The organism is Caulobacter sp. LjRoot300 (genome assembly GCF_964253875.1).
Taxonomy (GTDB): domain Bacteria; phylum Pseudomonadota; class Alphaproteobacteria; order Caulobacterales; family Caulobacteraceae; genus Caulobacter.
The window spans coordinates 46,065-68,121 of the sequence record NZ_CAXUSA020000008.1; the positions used below are offsets into that span (position 1 = coordinate 46,065).

General features: G+C 69.8%; 19 protein-coding genes. 10 read left to right on the forward strand and 9 right to left on the reverse strand.

Annotation, left to right across the window (positions count from 1 at the left end; genetic code table 11):
- Positions 1-27 precede the first annotated feature (27 nt).
- Positions 28-2,181, reverse strand: a complete 2,154-nt coding sequence (gene scpA / locus ACSQ2G_RS21530) for a methylmalonyl-CoA mutase (RefSeq protein ID WP_436034400.1) — start codon at positions 2,179-2,181, stop codon at positions 28-30.
- Entirely contained in the window at positions 2,178-3,575 is a 1,398-nt protein-coding gene (locus tag ACSQ2G_RS21535) for a methylmalonyl-CoA mutase family protein (protein ID WP_436034498.1), read from the reverse strand. Before ACSQ2G_RS21535 ends, scpA begins: the two co-directional genes overlap by 4 nt.
- A 220-nt stretch (positions 3,576-3,795) precedes the next feature.
- On the opposite strand from ACSQ2G_RS21535, the gene ACSQ2G_RS21540 reads away from it, so the two are divergent.
- The 4 genes from ACSQ2G_RS21540 (at position 3,796) to ACSQ2G_RS21555 (ending at position 10,190) form a co-directional block, all read left to right on the forward strand.
- Positions 3,796-4,803 carry an NAD(P)H-dependent flavin oxidoreductase gene (locus ACSQ2G_RS21540; RefSeq protein ID WP_436034402.1) on the forward strand — a complete coding sequence of 336 codons (1,008 nt, stop codon included), beginning with the start codon at positions 3,796-3,798 and terminating at the stop codon, positions 4,801-4,803.
- Between the two features lie 91 nt (positions 4,804-4,894).
- A complete protein-coding gene (locus tag ACSQ2G_RS21545; RefSeq protein WP_436034404.1) occupies positions 4,895-5,632 on the forward strand; it encodes a DUF2793 domain-containing protein in 738 nt (245 codons plus the stop codon).
- A gap of 268 nt (positions 5,633-5,900) precedes the next feature.
- Positions 5,901-6,467, forward strand: a complete 567-nt coding sequence (locus ACSQ2G_RS21550; protein ID WP_436034406.1) for a TMEM165/GDT1 family protein — start codon at positions 5,901-5,903, stop codon at positions 6,465-6,467.
- A gap of 108 nt (positions 6,468-6,575) precedes the next feature.
- Positions 6,576-10,190 (forward strand): hydantoinase B/oxoprolinase family protein, encoded by a 3,615-nt coding sequence (locus ACSQ2G_RS21555; protein WP_436034408.1) that lies wholly within the window; start codon positions 6,576-6,578, stop codon positions 10,188-10,190.
- 54 nt (positions 10,191-10,244) lie between these two features.
- Here ACSQ2G_RS21555 and ACSQ2G_RS21560 read toward each other — a convergent pair whose 3' ends face one another.
- Complete coding sequence (locus tag ACSQ2G_RS21560) at positions 10,245-11,822, reverse strand: aldehyde dehydrogenase (NADP(+)) (RefSeq protein WP_436034410.1); 1,578 nt, start codon at positions 11,820-11,822, stop codon at positions 10,245-10,247.
- 136 nt (positions 11,823-11,958) lie between these two features.
- On the opposite strand from ACSQ2G_RS21560, the gene ACSQ2G_RS21565 reads away from it, so the two are divergent.
- The 6 genes from ACSQ2G_RS21565 (at position 11,959) to ACSQ2G_RS21590 (ending at position 15,333) form a co-directional block, all read left to right on the forward strand.
- On the forward strand, positions 11,959-12,525 hold the full coding sequence (locus ACSQ2G_RS21565; protein WP_436034412.1) for a LacI family DNA-binding transcriptional regulator: 567 nt from the start codon (positions 11,959-11,961) through the stop codon (positions 12,523-12,525).
- On the forward strand, positions 12,471-12,851 hold the full coding sequence (locus ACSQ2G_RS21570; RefSeq protein ID WP_436034414.1) for a tryptophan 7-halogenase: 381 nt from the start codon (positions 12,471-12,473) through the stop codon (positions 12,849-12,851). The genes ACSQ2G_RS21565 and ACSQ2G_RS21570 overlap by 55 nt, the downstream gene beginning before the upstream one ends.
- A gap of 835 nt (positions 12,852-13,686) precedes the next feature.
- Positions 13,687-14,010 carry an ArsR/SmtB family transcription factor gene (locus tag ACSQ2G_RS21575; protein ID WP_436034417.1) on the forward strand — a complete coding sequence of 108 codons (324 nt, stop codon included), beginning with the start codon at positions 13,687-13,689 and terminating at the stop codon, positions 14,008-14,010.
- Complete coding sequence (locus tag ACSQ2G_RS21580) at positions 14,007-14,438, forward strand: SRPBCC family protein (RefSeq protein ID WP_028041375.1); 432 nt, start codon at positions 14,007-14,009, stop codon at positions 14,436-14,438. The genes ACSQ2G_RS21575 and ACSQ2G_RS21580 overlap by 4 nt, the downstream gene beginning before the upstream one ends.
- A gap of 187 nt (positions 14,439-14,625) precedes the next feature.
- Positions 14,626-14,841, forward strand: coding sequence for a hypothetical protein (locus tag ACSQ2G_RS21585; protein ID WP_436034420.1), 216 nt, complete (start codon positions 14,626-14,628; stop codon positions 14,839-14,841).
- 102 nt (positions 14,842-14,943) lie between these two features.
- Positions 14,944-15,333 carry a DUF1801 domain-containing protein gene (locus ACSQ2G_RS21590; RefSeq protein WP_436034422.1) on the forward strand — a complete coding sequence of 130 codons (390 nt, stop codon included), beginning with the start codon at positions 14,944-14,946 and terminating at the stop codon, positions 15,331-15,333.
- Here the strand turns inward: ACSQ2G_RS21590 and ACSQ2G_RS21595 are convergent.
- The 6 genes from ACSQ2G_RS21595 to araD1 form a co-directional block, all read right to left on the reverse strand.
- The gene (locus ACSQ2G_RS21595) at positions 15,330-15,818 is read right to left on the reverse strand and encodes a GNAT family N-acetyltransferase (protein ID WP_436034424.1); all 489 of its coding nucleotides are present in this window, start codon (positions 15,816-15,818) and stop codon (positions 15,330-15,332) included. The two genes, ACSQ2G_RS21590 and ACSQ2G_RS21595, sit on opposite strands and share 4 nt — an antisense overlap.
- A 43-nt stretch (positions 15,819-15,861) precedes the next feature.
- Positions 15,862-17,016 (reverse strand): aldose epimerase family protein, encoded by a 1,155-nt coding sequence (locus tag ACSQ2G_RS21600; RefSeq protein ID WP_436034426.1) that lies wholly within the window; start codon positions 17,014-17,016, stop codon positions 15,862-15,864.
- Positions 17,017-17,161: 145 nt separating this feature from the next.
- On the reverse strand, positions 17,162-18,169 hold the full coding sequence (locus ACSQ2G_RS21605) for an arabinan endo-1,5-alpha-L-arabinosidase (RefSeq protein ID WP_436034428.1): 1,008 nt from the start codon (positions 18,167-18,169) through the stop codon (positions 17,162-17,164).
- A 105-nt stretch (positions 18,170-18,274) separates the two neighbouring features.
- Complete coding sequence (locus tag ACSQ2G_RS21610; protein WP_436034430.1) at positions 18,275-19,801, reverse strand: aldehyde dehydrogenase (NADP(+)); 1,527 nt, start codon at positions 19,799-19,801, stop codon at positions 18,275-18,277.
- Between the two features lie 14 nt (positions 19,802-19,815).
- Positions 19,816-20,742, reverse strand: a complete 927-nt coding sequence (locus ACSQ2G_RS21615; protein WP_310084105.1) for a Gfo/Idh/MocA family protein — start codon at positions 20,740-20,742, stop codon at positions 19,816-19,818.
- Positions 20,739-21,761, reverse strand: a complete 1,023-nt coding sequence (araD1, locus tag ACSQ2G_RS21620; protein WP_436034432.1) for an AraD1 family protein — start codon at positions 21,759-21,761, stop codon at positions 20,739-20,741. Before araD1 ends, ACSQ2G_RS21615 begins: the two co-directional genes overlap by 4 nt.
- Positions 21,762-22,057 lie beyond the last annotated feature (296 nt).

Consider the following 22,057-nt stretch of genomic DNA (forward strand, 5'->3'; position numbering starts at 1 on the left):
GCTGACGCTACGGCGGCCAAGCCAACCCTAGACCGTTTCGCCTTGCGTGTAGCCCAACTGCTTATTCAGCTTGTCCAGCAGCTCGATCACCGCCTCGGCCACCACCGTGCCGGGCGGGAAGATCGCCGCGGCGCCGGCGTCGATCAGGGCCTGGAAGTCCTGCGGCGGGATCACCCCGCCGACCACCATCATGATGTCCGGGCGGCCCTGCCTGGCCAACTCGGCCTTGAGTTCCGGGGCCAGGGTCAGGTGGCCGGCCGCCAGCGAGCTGGCCCCGACAATGTGGACGGCGTTGTCGACCGCCAGCTTGGCGGCCTCGGCCGGGGTCTGGAACAGCGGGCCGATGTCGACGTCGAAGCCGAGGTCGGAAAAGGCGCTGGCGATCACCTTCTGGCCGCGGTCGTGGCCGTCCTGGCCCATCTTGGCCACCAGGATGCGGGGTGGACCGCCGTGGGCCTCCTGGAAGGCGGCGACCATGGCCCGTGCCCGGGCGGCCTTGGGATCGGCGCCGGCCTCGGCGCCATAGACGCCCTGGATCGCCTGGATGCTGGCGCGGTGGCGGCCGAAGACGTTCTCCATGGCCAGGCTGATCTCGCCGACCGTGGCCTTGGCGCGGGCGGCGTCGACCGCCAGGGCCAGCAGGTTGCCGGTCCCCCGCGCCCCGTCCTCCAGCGCCTTCAGCGCCGCCGCCGTCCTGGCCGGATCGCGCTCGGCCTTCAGGCGGGCCAGCTTCTCCAACTGCTGGGTGCGGACCGAGCTGTTGTCGACCTTCAGCATCGGGATGACGTCGGCGACCTCCGGCTTGTAGCGGTTGACCCCGACCACGCTCTGGCGATTGGCGTCGATGCGGGCCTGGGTCTTGGCGGCGGCTTCCTCGATGCGCAGCTTGGGAATGCCCTGCTCGATGGCCTTGGCCATGCCGCCGGCCGCCTCGACCTCCTCGATATGGGCCAGGGCCTTGACCGCCAGGTCGTGGGTCAGGCGCTCGACATAGTAGCTGCCGCCCCAGGGGTCGGCGACGCGGGTCGCGCCGCTTTCCATCTGCAGGAACAGCTGGGTGTTGCGGGCGATGCGGGCCGAGAAGTCGGTCGGCAGCGCCAGGGCCTCGTCCAGCGCGTTGGTGTGCAGGCTCTGGGTCTGGCCGTTGACCGCCGCCATCGCCTCGACGCAGGTGCGGGCGACGTTGTTGAACACGTCCTGGGCGGCCAGCGACCAGCCCGAGGTCTGGCTGTGGGTGCGCAGGGACAGCGAGCGGTCGTCCTTGGGCGCGAACTCGCGCTTCATCAGCCGCGCCCACAGTAAACGAGCAGCTCGAAGTTTCGCGACTTCCATGAAGTAGTTCATGCCGATCGCCCAAAAGAACGACAAGCGCGGGGCGAAGGCGTCGATGCTCATGCCCGCCGCGACGCCGGCCCGGGCGTATTCGACCCCGTCGGCCAGGGTGTAGGCCAGCTCCAGGTCGGCCGTCGCCCCGGCTTCCTGCATGTGGTAGCCGCTGATCGAGATCGAGTTGAACTTCGGCATCTTCTCCGAGGTGAAGGCGAAGATGTCGGAGATGATCCGCATCGAGGGGCCGGGCGGATAGATGTAGGTGTTGCGGACCATGAACTCCTTGAGGATGTCGTTCTGGATGGTCCCCGACAGCTTTTCGGGCCCGACGCCCTGTTCCTCGGCCGCGACAATATAGAGCGCCAGGATCGGCAGCACCGCGCCGTTCATGGTCATCGACACGCTCATCTTGTCGAGCGGGATGCCGGAAAACAGGGTGCGCATGTCGAGGATCGAGTCGATGGCGACGCCCGCCATGCCGACATCGCCCTTCACCCGCTCATGGTCGCTGTCATAGCCGCGGTGGGTGGCCAGGTCGAAGGCCACCGACAGGCCCATTTGGCCGGCGGCGAGGTTGCGTCGGTAGAAGGCGTTGCTGTCCTCGGCGGTCGAGAAGCCCGCATACTGCCGCACAGTCCACGGATTGGTCACGTACATGGTCGGATAGGGGCCGCGCAGATAGGGCGCGACGCCGGGATAGCCGCCGGTGAAGTCCAGGCCCGCGACGTCGGCCTCGGTGAAGGCCGGCGGCACCTCGATCCCTTCGGGGGTGGCCCAGACCACGCCCTCGGGGGCGGCGGCGGTCGCGCCGGCCTGGTAGGCGACGTCCTTGAAGTCGGGGAACTTGCTCATGCCTGGGCTCCCTCGAAAGCGGCGGAAAAGCGGATCGGGGACAGGGGCGGACACCGGGAGTCCGGACCGGGCAGGCGGACGCTGGGGGCGTCGACCGCGAAGTCGGCGGGGTTGGGCGTCGCGACCTCCACCGGCTTGTCGTCGGCGTTGGGAAAGGCCGTGACGCCCAGGATCTTGCGGCTTTTGTCGGCGAAGGCGGCCTCCTGCGCCGCGCGGGTGGCGCCGACGATGTCGGCGATCAGGCCGCTCTCCAGCGCCGCGATCACGCCGCCGGCCGCCTCGATGGCCTGGAAGCCGACCCAGGCGGCGCGGGCCAGCTGGTCGGTCAGGCTGTCGAGGTACCAGGAGCCGCCGGCCGGGTCGGCGACGCGGCCCAGGTGGCTTTCCTCCATCAGCACCAACTGGGTGTTGCGGGCCTGGCGGCGGCCGAAGGCGGTGGGCAGGCCGAGCGCGTCGCTGAACGCCCCCAGCTGGACGACGTCCGCCCCCCCGACCGCGCCGGCGAACCCGGCGCTGGTCAGGCGCAGCAGGTTGGTCCAGGCGTCGGCCCGGGTCAGCATCCGCTGCGACGAGCGAACCTCGATCACGGCCGGGACCGACACGCCGCAGGCGTCGGTGATCCGCGCCCACAGCGCTCGGACTGCTCGGACCTTGGCCACGCCGGTGAAATATTCCGCGTCCAGGCTGACGCCCAGGACGATGCGCGAGAAGGCCTCTTGCATCGACAGGCCGGCGCGGACCAGGGCCTTGGCGTAGGCCAGGGCGCAGGCGGCCATCACCGCCAGCTCCTCGGTGTTTGAGCCGCCGGCCTCATGCACCGCGCGCCCGGTGGCCAGCATCAGCCCGGCCTTGGCGTAGGTCTGGGCCAGTCGGGCCCCGACCGTGGCCGCCGAAACCAGGTGTCCCTCGATCGGCCCCGGACTGGCGCCGGCCTGGGCGAAGGCGGTCAGCGGATCCATATGGAAGGCCAGCGGCGCGTTGGGCGCGGCCTTGGCCAGGGTTCCCAGCCAGTCAGCGGCCTTGGGGCCCAGGAAGCCGGCGTCCAGGGCGACGGGAGCCAGGTCCAGCAGCACGCCGTTCAGCGCCTGGGCCAGGTCCTGCGTCGAGCCCGCCGCGACGCCGTTCAAGCCGGCCGGATCGAGGGCCAGCAGCACCGAGGCCGCGCCGTTCTCCAGGTCCTTCATGATCTCGGCGGCGGCCTGGCGGGGATCGGGATGGGCGGCGCGCATGCGCAGGTCCCAGGGACGCTCGGCGTCACGGGCCCGCAGGTCGCGCGCCACCATCACGCCGTCCTGCGCCGTGTAGAGCGGCCGGATGGCGATGCCGTCCGGCGTCGGAGTGATCAGCGCCTCGTCGAACGCCTGGCCCTTCAGCGTCTTTTCGACCAGGGCCATCCATTTCGCGCGATCCGGGGCGCCAAAATCCTCGGCCAGCGGGATGGGCGGGTGATTCACGACGTCTGTCTCCTGCACCGCAGCATTTTCTTGTTTTGACCAGGAGATGCGCCTCTGTCGTAGCGTAGGTCAAGCGCTTGCGCGGGGTGCGAACGAGCGTTTAAGCTAACGCTGTTTACATGAGCGGCCCGGAGCGGCCGCCGCAAAGGAGACGTTCCCAATGGCCTTGCCGCCGATCTTGCGCGACCGCCTGCGCCTGCCCGTCATCGCGTCTCCGCTGTTCATCATCAGCAATCCGGACCTGGTCATCGCCCAGTGCAAGGCGGGCGTCGTCGGTTCGTTCCCGGCCCTGAACGCCAGGCCGATCTCGCAGCTGGACGAGTGGCTGGCCCGGATCACCGAGGAACTGGCGGCCCACGACCGGGCCAATCCGGACGCGCCCTCGGCCCCGTTCGCGGTGAACCAGATCGTCCACAAGAGCAACAACCGGCTCCAGGAGGATGTCGAGCTCTGCGTGAAGTACAAGGTCCCGGTGGTGATCACCTCGCTGGGCGCGCGCGAGGATCTGAACGCCGCGATCCACAGCTACGGCGGGATCACCCTGCACGACGTGATCAACGACAAGCACGCCCACAAGGCCATCGAGAAGGGCGCGGACGGCCTTATCCCGGTGGCGGCCGGAGCCGGCGGCCATGCCGGAACCCTGTCGCCGTTCGCCCTGATCCAGGAGATCCGCCAGTGGTTCGACGGGCCGGTGGCGCTGTCGGGCTCGATCGCCTCGGGCCGCTCGATCCTGGCCGCCCAGGCCATGGGCGCGGACCTGGCCTATGTCGGCTCGGCCTTCATCGCGACCAAGGAAGCCAACGCGCCCCAGGGCTACAAGGACACCATCGTCGAGGCCCGGGCCAACGACATCGTCTATTCGAACCTGTTCACCGGCGTGCACGGCAACTATCTGCGCCAGTCGATCGTCCGGGCGGGGCTGGACCCGGAGAACCTGCCGGTCAGCGATCCGTCGGCCATGAACTTCGGCTCGGGCGGCAACCAGGAGGCCAAGGCCTGGCGCGACATCTGGGGCTCGGGCCAGGGCGTCGGGGCCATCGACGCAGTGCTGTCGGCCGGCGAGCTGGTCGCCAAGTTCGCGGAGCAGTACGAGGACGCCAAGGCGGAGCTAGCGGCCAAAACCGTCCTGACTTCGGGCGCCCGCCTGGCTTTCGCGGCCCAGTAGGCGGGGACGGGCAGGGGGATCGACAGGCGTTTGTCCTCCGGGACTCCCGCCGGGGCGACACTGGAGGCGTCGAAACCCTCCAGGAGTTCCCATGTCCAACGACACGACGCCCCGCCTGTCGCTGCCCTTCGTGGCGGCCGGCCAAGCCCAGAAGCACATCACCGTCAACGAGGCCCTCGGCAGGCTGGACGGCCTGGTCCAGTTGGCGGTCCAGAGCCGCACGATCGCCGCCCAGCCGGCTTCGCCCGCCGACGGCGCGATGCACATCCTGCCGACCGGCGCGACCGGCGCCGCGTGGTTCGACAAGGCCGCCGGCCTGCTGGCCCACTATGTCGACGGCGTCTGGGAAGCCCTGACGCCCAAGGCCGGGTGGCTGGCCTGGATCGTCGACGAGAGCCTGGCCCTGATCCACGACGGCGAGACCTGGACCCCGCTGTCCTCGACCTTCAAGACCTTGACCGCCGCCCGCTCGCCCTTCCTGGCCGCCACCCGCTTCGAGATTCTCGAGCAGGAGCTGACCTTGTCGGGCGCGTCGGTGGCAACGACCGTGATGATTCCGGCCCGCGCCATCGTGCTGGGCGTCTCGACCCGCACCAGCGTCGCGGTTACCGGGGCGACCGCCTACAGCTGCGGCGTGGCCGGCGAGGCGGGCAAGTTCGGTTCGTCGCTGGGCGTCGCCAAGAACGCCAGCAACATCGGGGTGATCGGCCCGACGGCCTATTACGCCGACACGCCGGTGGTGATCACGGCGGCGGGCGGGGCCTTCACCGGCGGCAAGGTGCGGGTGTCGATCCACGCCATGCGGTTCGATCCGCCGGCGGCGGTATGAGAGGACGGGGACAGGCGCATGCGCCTGTCCCCAGCCGCGACTTGACCCCACCCGCCCGGGCCGCTAACAACCCGCCACCTTTGGGGAGTAGCCGCCCGCGCCGATCAGCGGGGCCCGTCGTCAACACACTTGTCTTTCGAGACATGGCGCGGGTGAAGGAAGCCACCGGCTTCCGCGGCGAGACCAATGGCGTCGGTTTCCGTTCCGGGCTGGGCGGGGTCTCCGATGCTATTGGCGTGCGCTCGGCCCGGACGGTGTTTTTAGATCCATGGAATCCCTGCTCGTTTCGGCTTTCGTGGTCGCCATCGCCGAGATCGGCGACAAGACCCAGCTGCTGGCCATCATCCTGGCCACCCGCTTCAAGAAGCCCGTGCCGATCATCCTGGGCATACTGGTCGCCACCCTGGCCAACCACGCCCTGGCGGCCCTGGCCGGATCGCTGGTCTCGGACCTGTTCGACGGAGCGTGGTTCAAGTGGGCCATCGCCGTCTCGTTCATCGCCATGGCGGCCTGGGCCCTGATCCCCGACAAGGCCGACGACGACATGCCTGGCGGGGCGGGCCGCTATGGGGTGTTCCTGACCACCACCATCGCCTTCTTTCTGGTCGAGATGGGCGACAAGACCCAGATCGCCACGGTCGCTCTGGGCGCGCGCTTCCATGACGTGTTCTGGGTGGCGGCCGGCACCACCCTGGGCATGATGGCCGCCAACATTCCCGCGGTGTACCTGGGCGAGGCCGCGACCAGGATCGTGCCGCTGAAGTACGTCCGCCTGGGCGCGGCGCTGATCTTCCTGGGTCTTGGGATCTGGGCGGGCGTCGAGGCGATGCGCTGAGCGGGCTGGGGACAGGCGCATGCGCCTGTCCCCGATCGTGCGGGCGGCCAGAGCCCTTGATACCGACCATCCCCAGCGCCAAAAGGGTTCCGACAAAAGGGGACCTTGATGACCGACCGCGGCTGGGAGTTCTGGATCGACCGCGGCGGCACCTTCACCGACATCGTCGCGCGGCGGCCGGACGGCGCCCTGCTGACCCACAAGCTGCTGTCGGAAAATCCCGAGCAGTATGACGACGCGGCCGTGGCCGGCGTGCGGGCGCTGCTGGACGGCGACGGCGCCATCGACGCGGTCAAGATGGGCACCACCGTGGCCACCAACGCCCTGCTCGAGCGGGCGGGCGAGCCCACGGTCCTGGCGATCACCCGGGGCCACGCCGACGCCCTGCGCATCGGCTATCAGGCGCGGCCCAAGCTGTTCGACCGCCAGATCGTCAAGCCCGAGGCGCTGTACACCCGCGTGGTCGAGATCGACGAGCGGATCAGCGTCGAGGGCGCGGTGCTGCGGCCGCTCGACGAGGCAGGAGCCCGCGCGGGGTTTCAGGCTGCCTTCGACGCCGGTTTCCGGGCCGTGGCGATCGTGCTGCTGCACGGCTTCCGGTTCACCGACCACGAGGCGAGGGTTGCGGCGATCGCCCGTGAGGTCGGCTTCACCCAGGTGTCGATCAGCCACGAAGTCAGCCCGCTGATGAAGCTGGTCGGGCGCGGCGACACCACGGTGGTCGACGCCTATCTGTCGCCGATCCTGCGGCGCTACGTAGACAAGGTGGCTGACGCCCTGGGGCGCGAGACGCGCCTGCTGTTCATGCAGAGCAACGGCGGCCTGACCGACGCCCACGCCTTTCGGGGCAAGGACGCGATCCTGTCCGGTCCGGCCGGCGGGGTAGTCGGCATGGCCAAGACGGCGGCCCAGGCCGGCTTCGAGCGGGTGATCGGCTTCGACATGGGCGGCACCTCGACCGACGTCTGCCATTTCGCGGGCGAGTACGAGCGCGCCTACGAGACGGTGGTGGCGGGCGTGCGGATGCGCGCGCCGATGATGAACATCCACACCGTGGCGGCCGGCGGCGGTTCGATCTGCGCGTTCGACGGCGCGCGGTTCCGGGTCGGCCCGGCCTCGGCTGGGGCCAATCCCGGCCCGGCCTGCTACCGGCGCGGCGGCCCGCTGACCGTGACCGACTGCAACGTCATGCTGGGCAAGCTGTCGCCGGACTTCTTCCCGGCGGTGTTCGGACCGAACGCCGACCAGCCGCTGGACCGCGACGTGGTCGCGGCGAAGTTCGAGGCGCTGGCGGCCGAGATCCTGGCGGCCACCGGCAAGGCCATGACGCCGGTCGAGGTCGCCGAGGGCTTCGTCACCATCGCCGTGGAGAACATGGCCAAGGCCGTGCGGCAGATCTCGATCCAGCGCGGCTACGACGTCACCCGCTACGTCCTGGCCTGCTTCGGCGGGGCGGGCGGCCAGCACGCCTGCCTGGTGGCCGACGCCCTGGGCATGGGCGAGGTGATGATCCATCCGTTCGCCGGGGTGCTCAGCGCCTACGGCATGGGCTTGGCTGACCTGCGCGTCTTGCGTGAAGAGACCGTCGAAAGGCCACTGATCGAGCGTGAGGAGACCATCGAGAATCCGCTGGATGGTGAGGATGATCTTGGCGGTCGCGCCCAGGCTCTGGGCCGTAAGGCCTGGGCGGCGCTCAAAGACCAAGCCGTGCCGATCGCCTCCGGCACTATCGTGTCCAGCCTACGTGTAAAATATGCCGGCACGGATACGCCGCTGCTGGTTCCGATGAGCGATAGCCCATCCGTTCGCACCATATTCGAAGAATTGCACCAGCGCCGCTTCGGCTTCATTTCGCCGGCCACGCCCTTGGTGGTCGAGGCCCTGGTTATTGAAGCCATCGGCTATTCGGACGCTGGTGACCCGCCGGACCTAGGTCTTGGCGCGGACTCCAAGCCGGAGCCGCTGGCGATCCTCACCGTCCGCATGGCCGGCGCCGAGCACGCCACGCCGGTGTTTGACCGCGCCGCCCTGCCGATCGGCGGCGAGGTGGCGGGTCCCGCCATCGTCCGCGAGGACACCGGCACCACGGTGATCGAGCCCGGTTGGCGGGCGACGGTCGACCGCCACCTGAACCTGATCATCGACCGCGTCGCCGCCCTGGCCCCGCGCCAGGCGGCCGGGACCAAGGCCGACCCGGTGATGCTGGAGGTGTTCAACAACCTGTTCATGGCCGTGGCCGAGGAGATGGGCTTCGCCCTGCAGAACACCGCCTATTCGGTCAATATCAAGGAGCGGCTGGACTTCTCTTGCGCCCTGTTCGACCGCGACGGGAACCTGATCGCCAACGCTCCGCACATGCCCGTGCACCTGGGCTCGATGGGCGACAGCGTCCGGGCGATCCGCGACGGGCGTCTGCACGACGGCCGCGGCCTGCTTCCCGGCGACGTCTACATGCTCAACGCGCCCTATAACGGCGGCACCCATCTGCCGGACGTGACGGTGGTCATGCCGGTGTTCGACGTGGCCGGCACCCTGGCCTTCTATGTCGCCGCCCGCGGCCACCAGGGCGATATCGGCGGGATCACCCCGGGCTCAATGCCGCCCGGCAGTCGCACCGTCGAGGAGGAGGGGGTGCTGATCGAGAACTTCCTGCTGGTCGAGGGCGGGCGGTTCCGCGAGGCCGAGGTGCGGGCCCTGCTGGCCTCCGGCAAATGGCCGGCCCGCAATCCCGACCAGAACATCGGCGACCTCAAGGCCCAGGTGGCGGCCTGCGCGCGCGGCGCCGAGAGCCTGACGGGCCTGGTCGCCGAGTTCGGCCAGGCGGTGGTCGAGGCCTATATGGCCCATGTGCAGGACAACGCCGAGGAAGCCGTGCGGCGGGTGCTGGCCACGCTGTCGGACGGCGCCTTCGCCTATGAACTGGACGACGGGTCGGTGGTGAAGGTGGCGATCACCGTCGATCGCGCCGCCCGCACGGCGAAGGTCGATTTCACGGGAACCAGCGCCCAGGTCCCGACCAATTTCAACGCCCCGGCCTCGATCTGCCGGGCGGCGGCGCTCTATGTGTTCCGCACCCTGGTCGATGACGAGATCCCGATGAACGATGGCTGCCTGCGGCCGGTCGAGCTGGTCATTCCGGAAGGCTCGATGCTGCGGCCCCGCTATCCGGCGGCGGTGGTGGCCGGTAATGTCGAGACCAGCCAAGTGGTGGTCGACGCCCTCTATGGCGCGCTGGGCGTGATGGCGGCGGCGCAGGGAACGATGAACAACTTCACCTTCGGCGACGACCGGCGGCAATATTACGAGACCATCTGCGGCGGGGCCGGCGCCGGGCCGGGCTTCGACGGCGCCGACGCGGTCCAGACCCATATGACCAACAGCCGCCTGACCGACCCGGAAGTGCTGGAGAGCCGCTATCCGGTGCTGGTCGAGGCCTTCTCGATCCGGCGCGGCTCGGGCGGCGCGGGCGCGCATCGCGGCGGCGACGGGGTGGTGCGCAGGATCGGCTTCCGCGAACCGATGACGGCGACCCTGCTGTCCAACCGCCGACGGGTGGCGCCGTTCGGGCTGGCCGGTGGTGGTCCAGGCGCGCTGGGCGCGGCGCGGGTCGAGCGGGCGGACGGCTCGACGCAGGCGCTGGGCGCGACCGACGCCGTGGAGGTCGCGGCGGGCGACGCGATCGTCATCGAGACGCCGGGGGGCGGGGGGTACGGGGCGGTTTAGGTCGAGAAACGATTGGGGACAGGCGCATGCGCCTGTCCCCAGCCAATGCGCGGCTTAGGCCAGCACGACCTTGCCATCCACCCGCCGGGCGATGCCCAGCGGGTTGGTGTCCTGCAGTTCCGCGGGCAGCAGGGCCGCCGGCAGGTTCTGGTACGAAACCGGCCGCAGGAAGCGGAAGATCGCCAGCGAGCCGACCGAGGTCGAGCGGCTGTCGGAGGTCGACGGGAACGGGCCGCCATGGACCATGGCGTGGCCGACCTCGACGCCGGTGCCGAAGCCGTTGATCAGCACCCGGCCGGCCTTCAGTTCCAGGGTCGGCAGCAGGGCGCGGGCCAGGTCCGTGTCGGCCTCGTCCATGTGCACGGCGATGGTCAGTTGGCCTTCCAGGGCGGCGAGCACCTGGGTCAGCTGGGCCAGGTCGTGGGCGCGGACCACCAGCGAGGCGGCGCCGAACACCTCGTCCTGCAGGTGCGGCGTGGCCAGGAAGGTTTCGGCGTCGACCGAGAACAGGGTCGCGCGGCCCTGGCCGTGGCCGCCGTCCAGGCCGTGCGCCACCTCGGTGACGCCCGAGGTCTCGGCCAGGGCCTTCACGCCGCCCGTATAGGCCTTGCAGATGCCGGGGGTCAGCATCTGGCCGGCCGGGGCCTCGGCGATCACCTCGGCGGTGGCCGCCAGGAAGGCGTCAAGCTCGGGGCCGTCGATGCCGAGGATCAGGCCGGGATTGGTGCAGAACTGGCCGGCGCCTTGGGTCAGGGCGGCGACGAACTCCGGGGCGATGGCCGGGCCGCGCGCCTTCAGGGCGTTGGGCAGGAGCAGGACCGGGTTGATGCTGCTCATCTCGGCGTAGAACGGGATCGGCTCGGGACGGCCCTGGGCGATGGCCGTCAGGGCCAGGCCGGCGCGGCGCGAACCGGTGAAGCCGGCCGCCTTGATGCGGGCGTCGGCGACCAGGCCTTGCGAGATTTCGATGCCGGCGTCGTGCAGCAGGGCGAAGACGCCCGACGGCAGGCCGCAGGCCTTGACGGCGTCCTGGACGGCGCGGCCGACCAGTTCCGACGTGCCCGGGTGCGCCGGGTGGGCCTTGACCACCACCGGGCAGCCGGCCGCCAGGGCCGAGGCGGTGTCGCCGCCGGCCACCGAGAACGCCAGCGGGAAGTTGCTGGCGCCGAACACCGCCACCGGGCCCAGCGGCACGTTGCGCAGGCGCAGGTCCGGACGCGGCAGCGGCTTGCGGTCCGGCTGGGCCGGGTCGATCCGGGCCTCCAGCCAGCCGCCGTCGCGCAGCACGCCGGCGAACATCTTCAGCTGGCCCATGGTGCGGCCGCGCTCGCCTTCGAGGCGGGCACGGGGCAGGCCGGTCTCGGCCATGGCGCGGACGATCAGGTCGTCGCCGATCGCCTCGATCTTGGCCGCGACGGTTTCCAGGAACACGGCCCGCTGCTCGGGCGAGGTGGCGCGATAGGGGCCGAAGGCGGCGGCCGCCAGGGCGCAGGCTTCGTCGAGGTCGGCCTTGGTCGCGCCGCCGAAGGTGACGTCCAGGGTCGCGCCGGTGCTGGGGTCGACCGCGTGGATCGCGCCGCCGGTTCCGGGGCGGGCGCCGCCGTCGATCAGAAGTTCACCGGTGATGGTCATGGCGCGATCCCTCGTGTCGTGTGCGTTGCTGGGGTCTTAAATGATACCGCTCCCATGGACGTCAAGCGGCGCGGGGGCAGACAGGGCGTTTCGCCCCGGTTACGGTCGTTCGAACCCTGGGGGAAACGGATTCTGAATGGCGAAGCGGCCGGCCACGATCATCCATGTCGCCGAAAAGGCGCGCGTGTCGGTCAAGACGGTGTCGCGGGTGCTCAATGACGAGCCCAATGTCACGCCGGACCTGAAGGCCCGCGTGCTCGCGGCCGTCGAGAAGCTGGGCTACAGCCCCAGCAAGGCGGCGCGGACCATGGCCGGCTCGCGCTCCTACCTGCTGGTGGCCTTCAACGACCGTCGCCTGACGCTGGACAGCTGGCGCAGCGAGCGCGGCAACGAGTGGATCGACCAGATGCTGTACGGCGCCATGCTGCGCTGCGAGCAGTCGGGCTACCACCTGATGTTCGAGCTGGTCGACCGCGAGTCGGACCAACTGGAGAAACAGATCACCGCGGTGCTGTCGTCGCTGCAGCCGGACGGGGTGATCCTGACCCCGCCCAACTGCGAGAACCCGGTGGTGCTGGGGGCGCCGAGGTCTTTCCGCTGGGCGACCGGGCGGCCCGCGACGCCGCCGCCCGAACGTTCAACGCCGCCATGGCGGGCCGCTTCGAGCGGATCGTCTCGTTCCTCAAGCTGCACTACGGCCTGACCAAGCGCGACGAGCCCTACTGGCGCGACAACGCCGATCCGGCGACCTGGCCGCAGGCGCTGCGCGACCTGCTGGCCCAGTGGAAGCACCGGCCGGTGTCGCGGTTCGACTTCCTGGTCGACCTGGAGACCTTCCTGCCCTCCAGCTACCAGTACATCCTCTACGGCATGAACGCAGCCACGGACTTTGCGCCGATCAAGGGGCGCTACGGCGAGGCCGCGCTCGCCCGCCAGAGCTTCGCCAAGGTGGCCGAGGCGGCGCGGGAAGCGCTGAAGCATCTGCCGCCGCATCGACAGCTGGTCGAGGCGTATTACGCTCGGACGTGAAGCCGGGGACATGCCCTTGGGCGTGTCCCCAACGGGCGCACGGGCAGGCTTGGGGACACGCACAAGTGCATGTCCCCGTCGGTGAAAGCCGACAGGCTTGGGGAGGCGGCGGAGCGTCCGGGGCGCGCCCGGTGTAGAATTTTGGAGAGTACCGTTTCGACACGTCACGGGCGCTCCGCGCGGCCGGTGGACGAGAGCCTTCGGGTCGCGGATTTTTAACCCGCTCCGATGGAGGCCCCCGGCGGGCAGGACGTTGGCTTCGTCCTGGACCGCGCGGGCGATTTCAGCCCGCGCCTGGTGCGCTTCGCCGTTCGACCCCGAGGGGGTGTTCCCGCCGTCCGGTCCGGACCGCCCGAGGCCCCATCCAGGACCCCCACGCTCCGCCGACCGACCCGAGGGGCCCTTCGACGCCGGCCGGCGGACGCTTCCCGCTCGACCGCCCCCGCCGCACGTCGAGGTCGCCGGCCGGACGTCCTCCCCTACGACAGGGCGAGGATGAGTATGCAGGCGGTTTGAATACGGCGGCGGATGTGACGCTGAAAATCTCGTAAGTCTCTGAAATTCATACCATTCATGGTGCATGATCGCGGGGATTGAACGCGTTCCATCCCCGTAGAGGCGCCGCTCATCCCGGCGAATGCCGGGACCCGGATGGCATGGCGGGGAGGTGGGTTCCCGGCGCTCAGAGCCTGTCCAATCATCCACACCGCTAACGGATCTGGGTCCCGGCATTCGCCGGGATGAGCGGATTTGCGTATGGCCGCGAACCTCCCGCTTGACGAACCCATAACTCACCAGTTATGAGTAATCCATAGCCAACGAGTTATCGGTTCTCATGACCAACGCCCACGACTTGCTTTTCAGGACGCTCGCCGATCCCACCCGGCGGGGGATCTTCGAGCGGCTGTGCCGCGACGGCGAGCAGACGGTGGGGGCCCTGACGGCCCTGGCCGGGGTCTCGCAGCCGGCGGTCTCCAAGCACCTGGGGGTGCTGAAGCAGGCCGGCCTGGTCAGCGACCGTCATGAAGGCCGCCAGACGCACTACAGCGCCCAGCTGAACGCCCTGGCCCCGTTGGTCGACTGGACAAGCCGCATGGCCGGGTTCTGGGAGACCCGGTTCGACAATCTCGAAGACCTGCTCAATAGGATGGACCAATGACCAGCACCGCGACGCAGACCCGCACCGTCGTCGTCGAGCGAGAGATCGCTCATCCCCCGGAAAAGCTCTGGCGGGCGCTGACCCAGCCGCACCTGATGGAGGAATGGCTGATGAAGAACGACTTCAAGCCCCAGGTGGGCCACAGCTTCAACCTGCGCGGCGAGTGGGGCGGGGTGCTGGACTGCAAGGTCCTGGCCGTCGAGCCCCACAAGACCCTGTCCTACACCTGGGATTTCGCGCACGAGGACGCGGCCTACAATCTGCAGAGCGTGGTGACCTTCACCCTGACCCCGACCGCCACGGGCACGCACCTGCGCGTCGAGCAGGCCGGTTTCCACCCCGACCAGAAACAGGCCTATGGCGGCGCCCACGCCGGCTGGAAGTCGTTCCTCGGCAACCTGGACCAGCTGCTGGAGCGGCTGGACTAAGGGCTTGTCGCCGTCCAGCGCCCTGCATGGTCCTCGTCCTTCGACAAGCTCAGGATGAGGACCATGGTGCAGCCTTGGCAGTCGAAAGCCTCATCCTGAGCTTGTCGAAGGACGAGGTTTTCGCTTCCGGAGAATGAATATTGATCCGACGCCCGATCCGTCGCACCCACCATCAAAGGAAATACCCTTGAGCAAGATCATCCGACAGACCCATCGCTGGCTGTCGATCCTCTTCACGGCCGGCGTCGTCGGCTACATGGTCGTCATGACCAAGGGACAGCCCCCGGCCTGGGTCGGGCTGTTCGCCCTGGTCCCGCTGATCCTGCTGCTGGCCAGCGGCCTGTATATGTTCGTGCTGCCCTATGTCGCCAAGGGGCGGAGCGCGCGACGGGCGGGAGGCTAGAAAGGCCGTGGTCGAGGCGGCGTCCGAACCGACGCCGCTGTCGGGCGCGACTCGCCAATCGCCCGGCGAACGCCCGCGGGCCGCCAGTACGAGGTGAAGACCATGAAGAAGATGGGCGGCCCGGTGGAAGGCCCGCCGTCCGAGCTGATCGACAAGGCGATCGCGGCGCTGGACGACTGGCGCGGCGAGACCCTGGCCAGGATCCGAAAGCTGATCCACGAGGCCGACCCCGACGTGGTCGAGGCGTGGAAATGGGGCGTACCGGTGTGGTCGCACGACGGGATCGTCTGTACCGGCGAGACCTACAAGGCCGCCGTGAAGACGACCTTTCCCATGGGCGCGTCGATGGAGGACCCCTCCGGCCTGTTCAACTCCAGCCTGGAGGGCGCCACGCGGCGGGCGATCGACTTCCGCCAGGGCGAGGCGATCGACGAGGCCGCGTTCAAGGCGCTGATCCGCGCCGCCGTGGCGCTGAACGTCTCCAAGCGTTAAGCCGCCTGAAGCTTCAGCCGCATGAACACCGTGCCGTCCGGCGTCGGCGCGTAATAGGGACCGGTGCGTTCGAAGCCCATGAGGTCGTAGAGCCGCAAGGCCGTGGTCATGCTGGGCAGGGTGTCCAGCCGCAGCTCGCTGTAGCCGAGGCTTCGCGCGGCCTCGATCACAGCCTCGGTCATGGCCTTGCCCAGGCCCAGCCCGCGCGCGGCCGGCAGCAGGTAGAGGCGCTTCATCTCGCAGCAGCCGTCGGGTGAAATCGGGCGCAGGCCCACGCAGCCCAGTGGCTGGCCGGCGGCGTCGCGGGCCAGCAGCAGTTCGCCCCGGGGCGGCGCGTACTTGCCGGGCAGGCCGGCCAGTTCGCCGCTGAAATCCTGGTAGCCCAGGTCGACGTCCAGCGTGGCGACATAGGCCTGGAACAACGCGACGACGGCGGCCAGGTCGTCGGCGGCGCGGACGGGGCGGATGGAGAAGTCTGTCGCCATGCGCTGATGGGAGCAGACTTCTCCGCCGTCCGGCAAGGCCGGACTACTTCTTGTCGGTGGTCAGCTTGAACACCATGACGTTGCTGTACTTCTGACCCGGGTCCAGCCGCACCGACGCGAAGGCCGGCTTGTTGGGGGCGTCGGGGAAGTGCTGCGGCTCCAGGGCGATGCCGTCGCCCTGGCGATAGATCTTGCCGCTCTTGCCCACCGTGGTGCCGTCGATGAAGTTGCCGGTGTAGAACTGGATGCCCGGCTGGTCGCTGAGGATCTCCAGGACCCGGCCGCTCTTGGGATCGGCCAGGCGCGCGGCCAGGCGCGGGGCGCCGCCGGCCTTGCCGGTCAGCACCATGTTGTGGTCGTAGCCGCGGCCGACCACGATCTGCGGGTCGCGGGCGTCGCGGACGCGCTCGCTCACCACGCGCGGCTTGCGGAAGTCGAACACGGTGCCGGCCACGGGCGTGATCTGGCCGGTCGGGATCAGCTCGGCGTCGACCGGGGTGTAGCCGTCGGACGCCAGGGTCAGGACATTGCCCATCGCGCCGTCGGCCGAGCCTTCGCCCGCGACGTTGAACAGGGCGTGGTTGGTCATGTTGACGATCGTCGGCTTGTCGGTGGTGGCGCCGTAGCTGATCGTCAGCTGGTTTTGTTCATCGAGAGCGTAGGTCGCCGTGGCCGTCAGGGTTCCGGGATAGCCCTCTTCGCCGTCGGGGCTGACATAGGTGAAGGTGACCGAGGCGACCGGTCCGCGCTTGACGTCGCTGACCTTCCAGACCTGCTTGTCGAAGCCCTTGAGCCCGCCGTGCAGGGCGGCGACGCCGTTGTTGTTCAGGGCCAGCTGGTAGGTCTTGCCGTCCAGCGTGAACTTGCCCTTGCCGATGCGGTTGGCGAATCGACCGACCGAAGCCCCGAAATAGCTGGCGTTCTTGGCGTAAGCCTCGGCGTCCTTGAAGCCCAGGGCGATGTCGGCCTTGGTTCCGTCGCGGCCCGGCGCGATCAGCGACTGCAGGGTGGCGCCATAGGTGATCACGGTGGCGCTGACGCCCTTGCCATTGGTCAGGGTTATGGCCTCGACCGCCGCGCCGTCGGGCGTCTTGCCGAACGGGGCCCGGGCGTAGTCGGCCGCGAGGGCTGCCGCCGGGAGAGTGATGGCGGCGGCGGCCAGGAGGGCGCCGGTCAGTTTGCGGCGTGAAGTGTTCATGGGGTTCCTCGTTCCAACGATCGGAGCGGCTCTGGATGGCGCTTGGCGATCATATAGTCCGACAATTGACGCCGGTGCAATCGAAGCGCTGCGGAAAGAGCGGAGGTCGTTGCGGCGGGCGTCAGGCCCGGGTGGAATAGAGGGTTTAGACGGTCACGGGCCAACCGTCGTTGGTCCAGGCCAGAGGCTGGATGCGCAGGGTCGGGACGCCGCCCCTTCGGGAATCATAGGCGTGGTAGACGATGTCGTCGCGGTCGCCGTCGCGCAGCACGGCCACGTGACCCGGTCCCTTGAAGCGCCTGGCGGGGTCGAGGTCGGCGTGCAGCACGATCAAGCCGCCGCCCTTCATCATCGGCTTGCCGTCGCGGTCGACATAGGGGCCCGCCACCGCCTTCGAGCGGCCGACGACGGTGTAGTAGGTGCTGTCGACGCCCCGGCAGCAGAAGTCGAACGAGGCGAACAGGTAGAACCAGCCCTCGCGCTCGATGATGCAGGGCGCCTCGATCGCGCCGGGGCGGGGGCGGGCGGCGATCGCGGTCAGGGCCGCGCCAGCCCGGGGCTTGCCGGTCGCCGGATCGATCTCGACCAGTTTCAGGCCGGACCAGAAGCTGCCGAAGCTCATCCAGACGCGACCGTCGGCGGTGGCGACGATGTTGGGGTCGATGGCGTTGAAATCGTCGTCCGGCCCGGAGGCCAGCACCACGCCCTCGTCGCGCCAGCCGAAGGCCGGGTCCGAACGGTCCAGGGTGGCGGTGGTCTGCAGCGCGATGGCCGAACGGTTCTTCCCGAAGGTCGAGAGCGCGTAATAGAGGTGGTAGCGGCCGTTGATCAGGCTGATATCCGGCGCCCAGGCCCCGCGCGCGCCGGGAACCGCCTGCCGGGCCCAGTCGGGCAGGGCGGGCATGACGGCGCCGACCAGGGTCCAGGCGACCAGGTCCGGCGAGGTGCGCCAGTGGATCAGACCGGGCTTCTGGTTGGCCTGGCTGGTGCAGAACAGGTGATAGGTCGCGCCCTGTCGGATGATGCAGGGGTCGTGGACGGGCGCCAGGTCGCCGGTCATTTGGTCGTTGAGGCTGGCGGCGGCCGCTTGAACCGAAGCGCCGACGGCGCCGCCGCCGACGATCTGGGCCAGGACGCTACGGCGGGTCGGCATCGCGTATTCCGAAGCTGGGACATGGCCCGCTGGACGAGCCTCGGACGGTCAGCTCGAGGGCGACGCGGACAGGCGCATGCCTGTCCGCGTTCCGGAGAAGCGAGCCTACAGCACGCCGTCCACGGCTCGCCGCACGCCCAGCGGGTTGTCGGCCTTCAGCGCGGCCGGCAGCAGGGCGTCGGGGATGTCCTGGTAGCAGACCGGCCGCAGGAAGCGCTCGATGGCGCGGGTGCCCACCGAGGTGCCGCGCGGGTCGGAGGTGGCCGGGAACGGGCCGCCATGGACCATGGCGTGCGAGACCTCGACGCCGGTGGGCCAACCGTTGGCCAGGATCCGGCCGGCCTTGCGTTCCAGGATCGGCAGCAGGGGACGCACGGCCTCGGCGTCGGCGGGATCCATCTGCACCGTGGCGGTGAGCTGGCCTTCCAGCCCTTCCAGGACCGCGGCCAGCTGGGCGGCGTCCTTGACGCGCACGATCAGCGACGACGAGCCGAACACCTCGTGGCTCAGCACCGCGTCGCGCTGGAAGGTCTCGGCGTCGACGCTGAACAGCGCCCCGACCGCCTGGTTGACGCCGTCGCCGACGCAGCCGCGCGCCAGCAGCTTGACGCCGTCGCGGTCGAGCAGTTGGTTCACGCCCTGCTCAAAGGCGCCGAAGATGCCGGGGGTCAGCATGACCTGCGGCTGGGCCGCGGTCAGGGCGGCGACGGCGGCGGCCTCGAAGCGGTCCAGGTCTGGGCCGTCGAGCGCGAAGACCAGGCCGGGATTGGTGCAGAACTGGCCCGCGCCCATGGTCAGCGAACCGACGAACGCCGTCCCCAGGGCCTCGGCCCGGGCGGCCAGGGCCACGGGCATCAGCACCACGGGGTTGATGCTGCTCATCTCGGCGAAGACCGGGATCGGCTCGCGGCGGTCGGCGGCGATCCGCATGAAGGCCACGCCGCCGGCCCGCGAGCCGGTGAAGCCCACGGCCTTGATGCGCGAATCGGCGACCAGCCCGGCGCCCAGGGTGCGCTGCTGGCCGATCAGGATGGCGAACACCCCGGCGGGCAGGCCGGCGGCCTTGACCGCCTTGTCGATCGCGCTGCCGACCATCGCGCCGGTGTTGGGATGGGCCGAGTGGCCCTTGACGATCACCGGACAGCCGGCCGCCAGGGCCGAGGCGGTGTCGCCGCCGCCGGTCGAGAAGGCCAGAGGGAAGTTGCTGGCGCCGAACACCACCACAGGGCCCAGCGGGATGAAACGCTGGCGCAGGTCGGCGCGGGGCAGGGGCGTGCGCTCGGGCAGGGCCGGGTCGATCCGGGCGCCGATCCAGTCGCCGCGCCGCACGACCTGGGCGAACAGCCGCAACTGACCGCAGGTGCGGCCGCGCTCGCCGGTGATCCGGGCCTGGGGCAGGCCGGTCTCGGCCATGGCGGTCTGGATCAGGTCGTCGCCCAGCGCCTCGATCTCGGTGGCGATCGCCTCGAGGAAGGCCGCGCGGGTCTCCAGGTCGGTCTCGCGATAGGTGTCGAACGCGGCGGCGGCGGCCGCCAGGGCCGCCTCGATCTGGGCGGCGCTGGGCTCTGGGAAGCTGGGGCCGAAGTGTTCGTTGGTGGCGGGGTTCAGGGCCCGCAAGGCGGCTTCGGCCATTAGCAAGTCTCGCTCTATTCGATGAACGCCGGGGCGACGACCCGTCGACCCAGCAGGAAGGCGTCGGCGACGTGGCGCAGCGGGCTGACGTCGACATCGCTGACGGCGCCGGCCACCAGGCGCGCGAAGGCGTCGTAGAGGCCGGCATATTCGGCGTCCGGACCCTCATGGAGCAGGTCGCCGTCGATGAACAACTTGGCGCCGCCGTGCGACAGCTTCAACACGCCAGCGTCGGTTTCGACCGCGATGTCCCAGCTCTGCGGGCCCGTCTGCAGGAAGTCGAACTCGGCCCGGACCGGGGCGCCGGCGGCGTCCACGAAGTCCAGCTCGGCCTGGATCGGCGACTGGCAGTTCTCGGGCACGTGCAGCACCGCGCCGGTCAGGAAGAACGGCCGGGGCAGGATGGCGGTGGCGATCGACAGGGCGTTGATGCCCGGGTCGAACACGCCCAGGCCGCCGGCCTCCCAGATCCAGGTCTGGCCCGGATGCCAGACGCGGACGTCCTCGCGCCAGTCGATGCGCACGGCCTTGATGGTCTTGTCGGCCAGCCAGGCGCGGGCCGGCGCCACGCCCTGGGCGTAGCGCGAGTGCCAGGTGGTCTGCAGGGTCAGGCCGCGGGCGGCGGCGGTCAGGCGCAGGTCCTCGACCTCGCTCAGCGTCGCGCCGGGCGGCTTTTCCAGCATCACGTGCTTGCCGGCCGCCAGGGCCAGGTGGGCCAGGGCGTGGCGCGGCTGGGGCGGGGTGCACAGCGACACCGCGTCGACCGCCACGTCGCTGGCCAGCAGGTCGGCCAGGGTCGTGAAGTGGGCCACGCCCTCGAGGTCGGCGTTGCGGCTGACGATGGCGACCAGCTCGAACCGGTCGTCGGCGGCGATGGCGGGCAGGTGCTGGTCGCGGGCGATCTTGCCCAGGCCGACCAGCGCGAGGCGGATCTTGCTCACAGGCTGCGCACCGTCACCGGCTTGTCCTCAATTTCCTTTGGGGCCAGGGCCAGCGGGTTGCTGACCGGGTGGAGGAACGGGGCGGCGCTGATCTCGAACACGTCGCCGACCTGAGTCTGGAAGCCCTCCGAGAACGACAGGGTGGCCGTGCCGAAGAAGTGCACGTGCACGTCGCCCGGCTTGCGGAAGATGTCGTACTTGAAGTGATGGTGCTCAAGATTGGCGATCGTGTGGGACATGTTCGCCTCGCCCGACAGGAAGGGCTTTTCCCAGACCACCTGGCCGTCGCGCAGGATCTTGCTGGCGCCGCGCACGTCGACCGGCAGTTCGCCGGTCAGCAGCTCGGGGCCCAGGGCCGCCTGGCGCAGCTTGGAGTGGGCCAGCCACAGATAGTTGCCGCGCTCGATCACGTGGTCGGAGAACTCGTTGGCCAGGCAGAAGCCCAGGCGATAGGGCGTTCCGTCGGGGCCGATCAGGTAGACGCCGGCGATCTCGGGCTCCTCGCCGCCGTCCTTGGCGAAGGCGGGCGAGATCAGGGGCGCGCCGTGGCCGACGACGTGCGAGCCGTCACCCTTGTAGAACCATTCCGGCTGGGCCCCGACCGCGCCGGCGGCGGGCTTGCCGCCCTCGACGCCCATCAGGAACATCCGCATCGAATCGGTCAGCTGCTCGCCGGCCCCCTCTTTCTGAGCAAGGGCGGCCTTGTGCATCTTGTCGCGGCCCTCGGCCGAGCCCAGGTGGGTCAGGCCGGTGCCGGTCAGCACCAGGTGGGCGGGATCGGGATGGTCGATCGGGGCCAGCACCCGGCCCTCGGCCAGGGCGGCGGCGAGATCGACCTCGGCGCCGAGCGGATGGGCCTGGGCGGCCTCGGCCAGGGTGGCGCCGGCGGCCAGGGCCGCCTGGGCCAGGGCCAGCAGGGTGTCGGCCACCTCGACCTTGCGGGCCAGGCCCGAATCGTTGACCGCCGCGAGGATTCGCGCCCCGTCCTTTTCCTTCAGTTGCACGAACCGCAGCACCATGGCTGTCGTTACCTCCCAGCGGGTTTGGCTATTTAGTCAGACAAATAGCGATCTGCCTGACGGTGTCAAACCCGGATCGACGGCGGCGCGGCGGTCTTCGTCGCGGCGCCGGGCGCTGTGATAGCACGGGAACGTGCGCAAACCCGCGCCGCGTCGGGGTTTGGGCAATCATCGTACTTTTGAGCGCGGAATTTGACGCCGCGATCGGCGGCCGAGCCGCGAAATCCCTTGTCGGCGCACAAACTGTCTCGCTAGTGTCGCGCGGCGCCGGATCGGCGGACGGGCGGGGGCTCCGT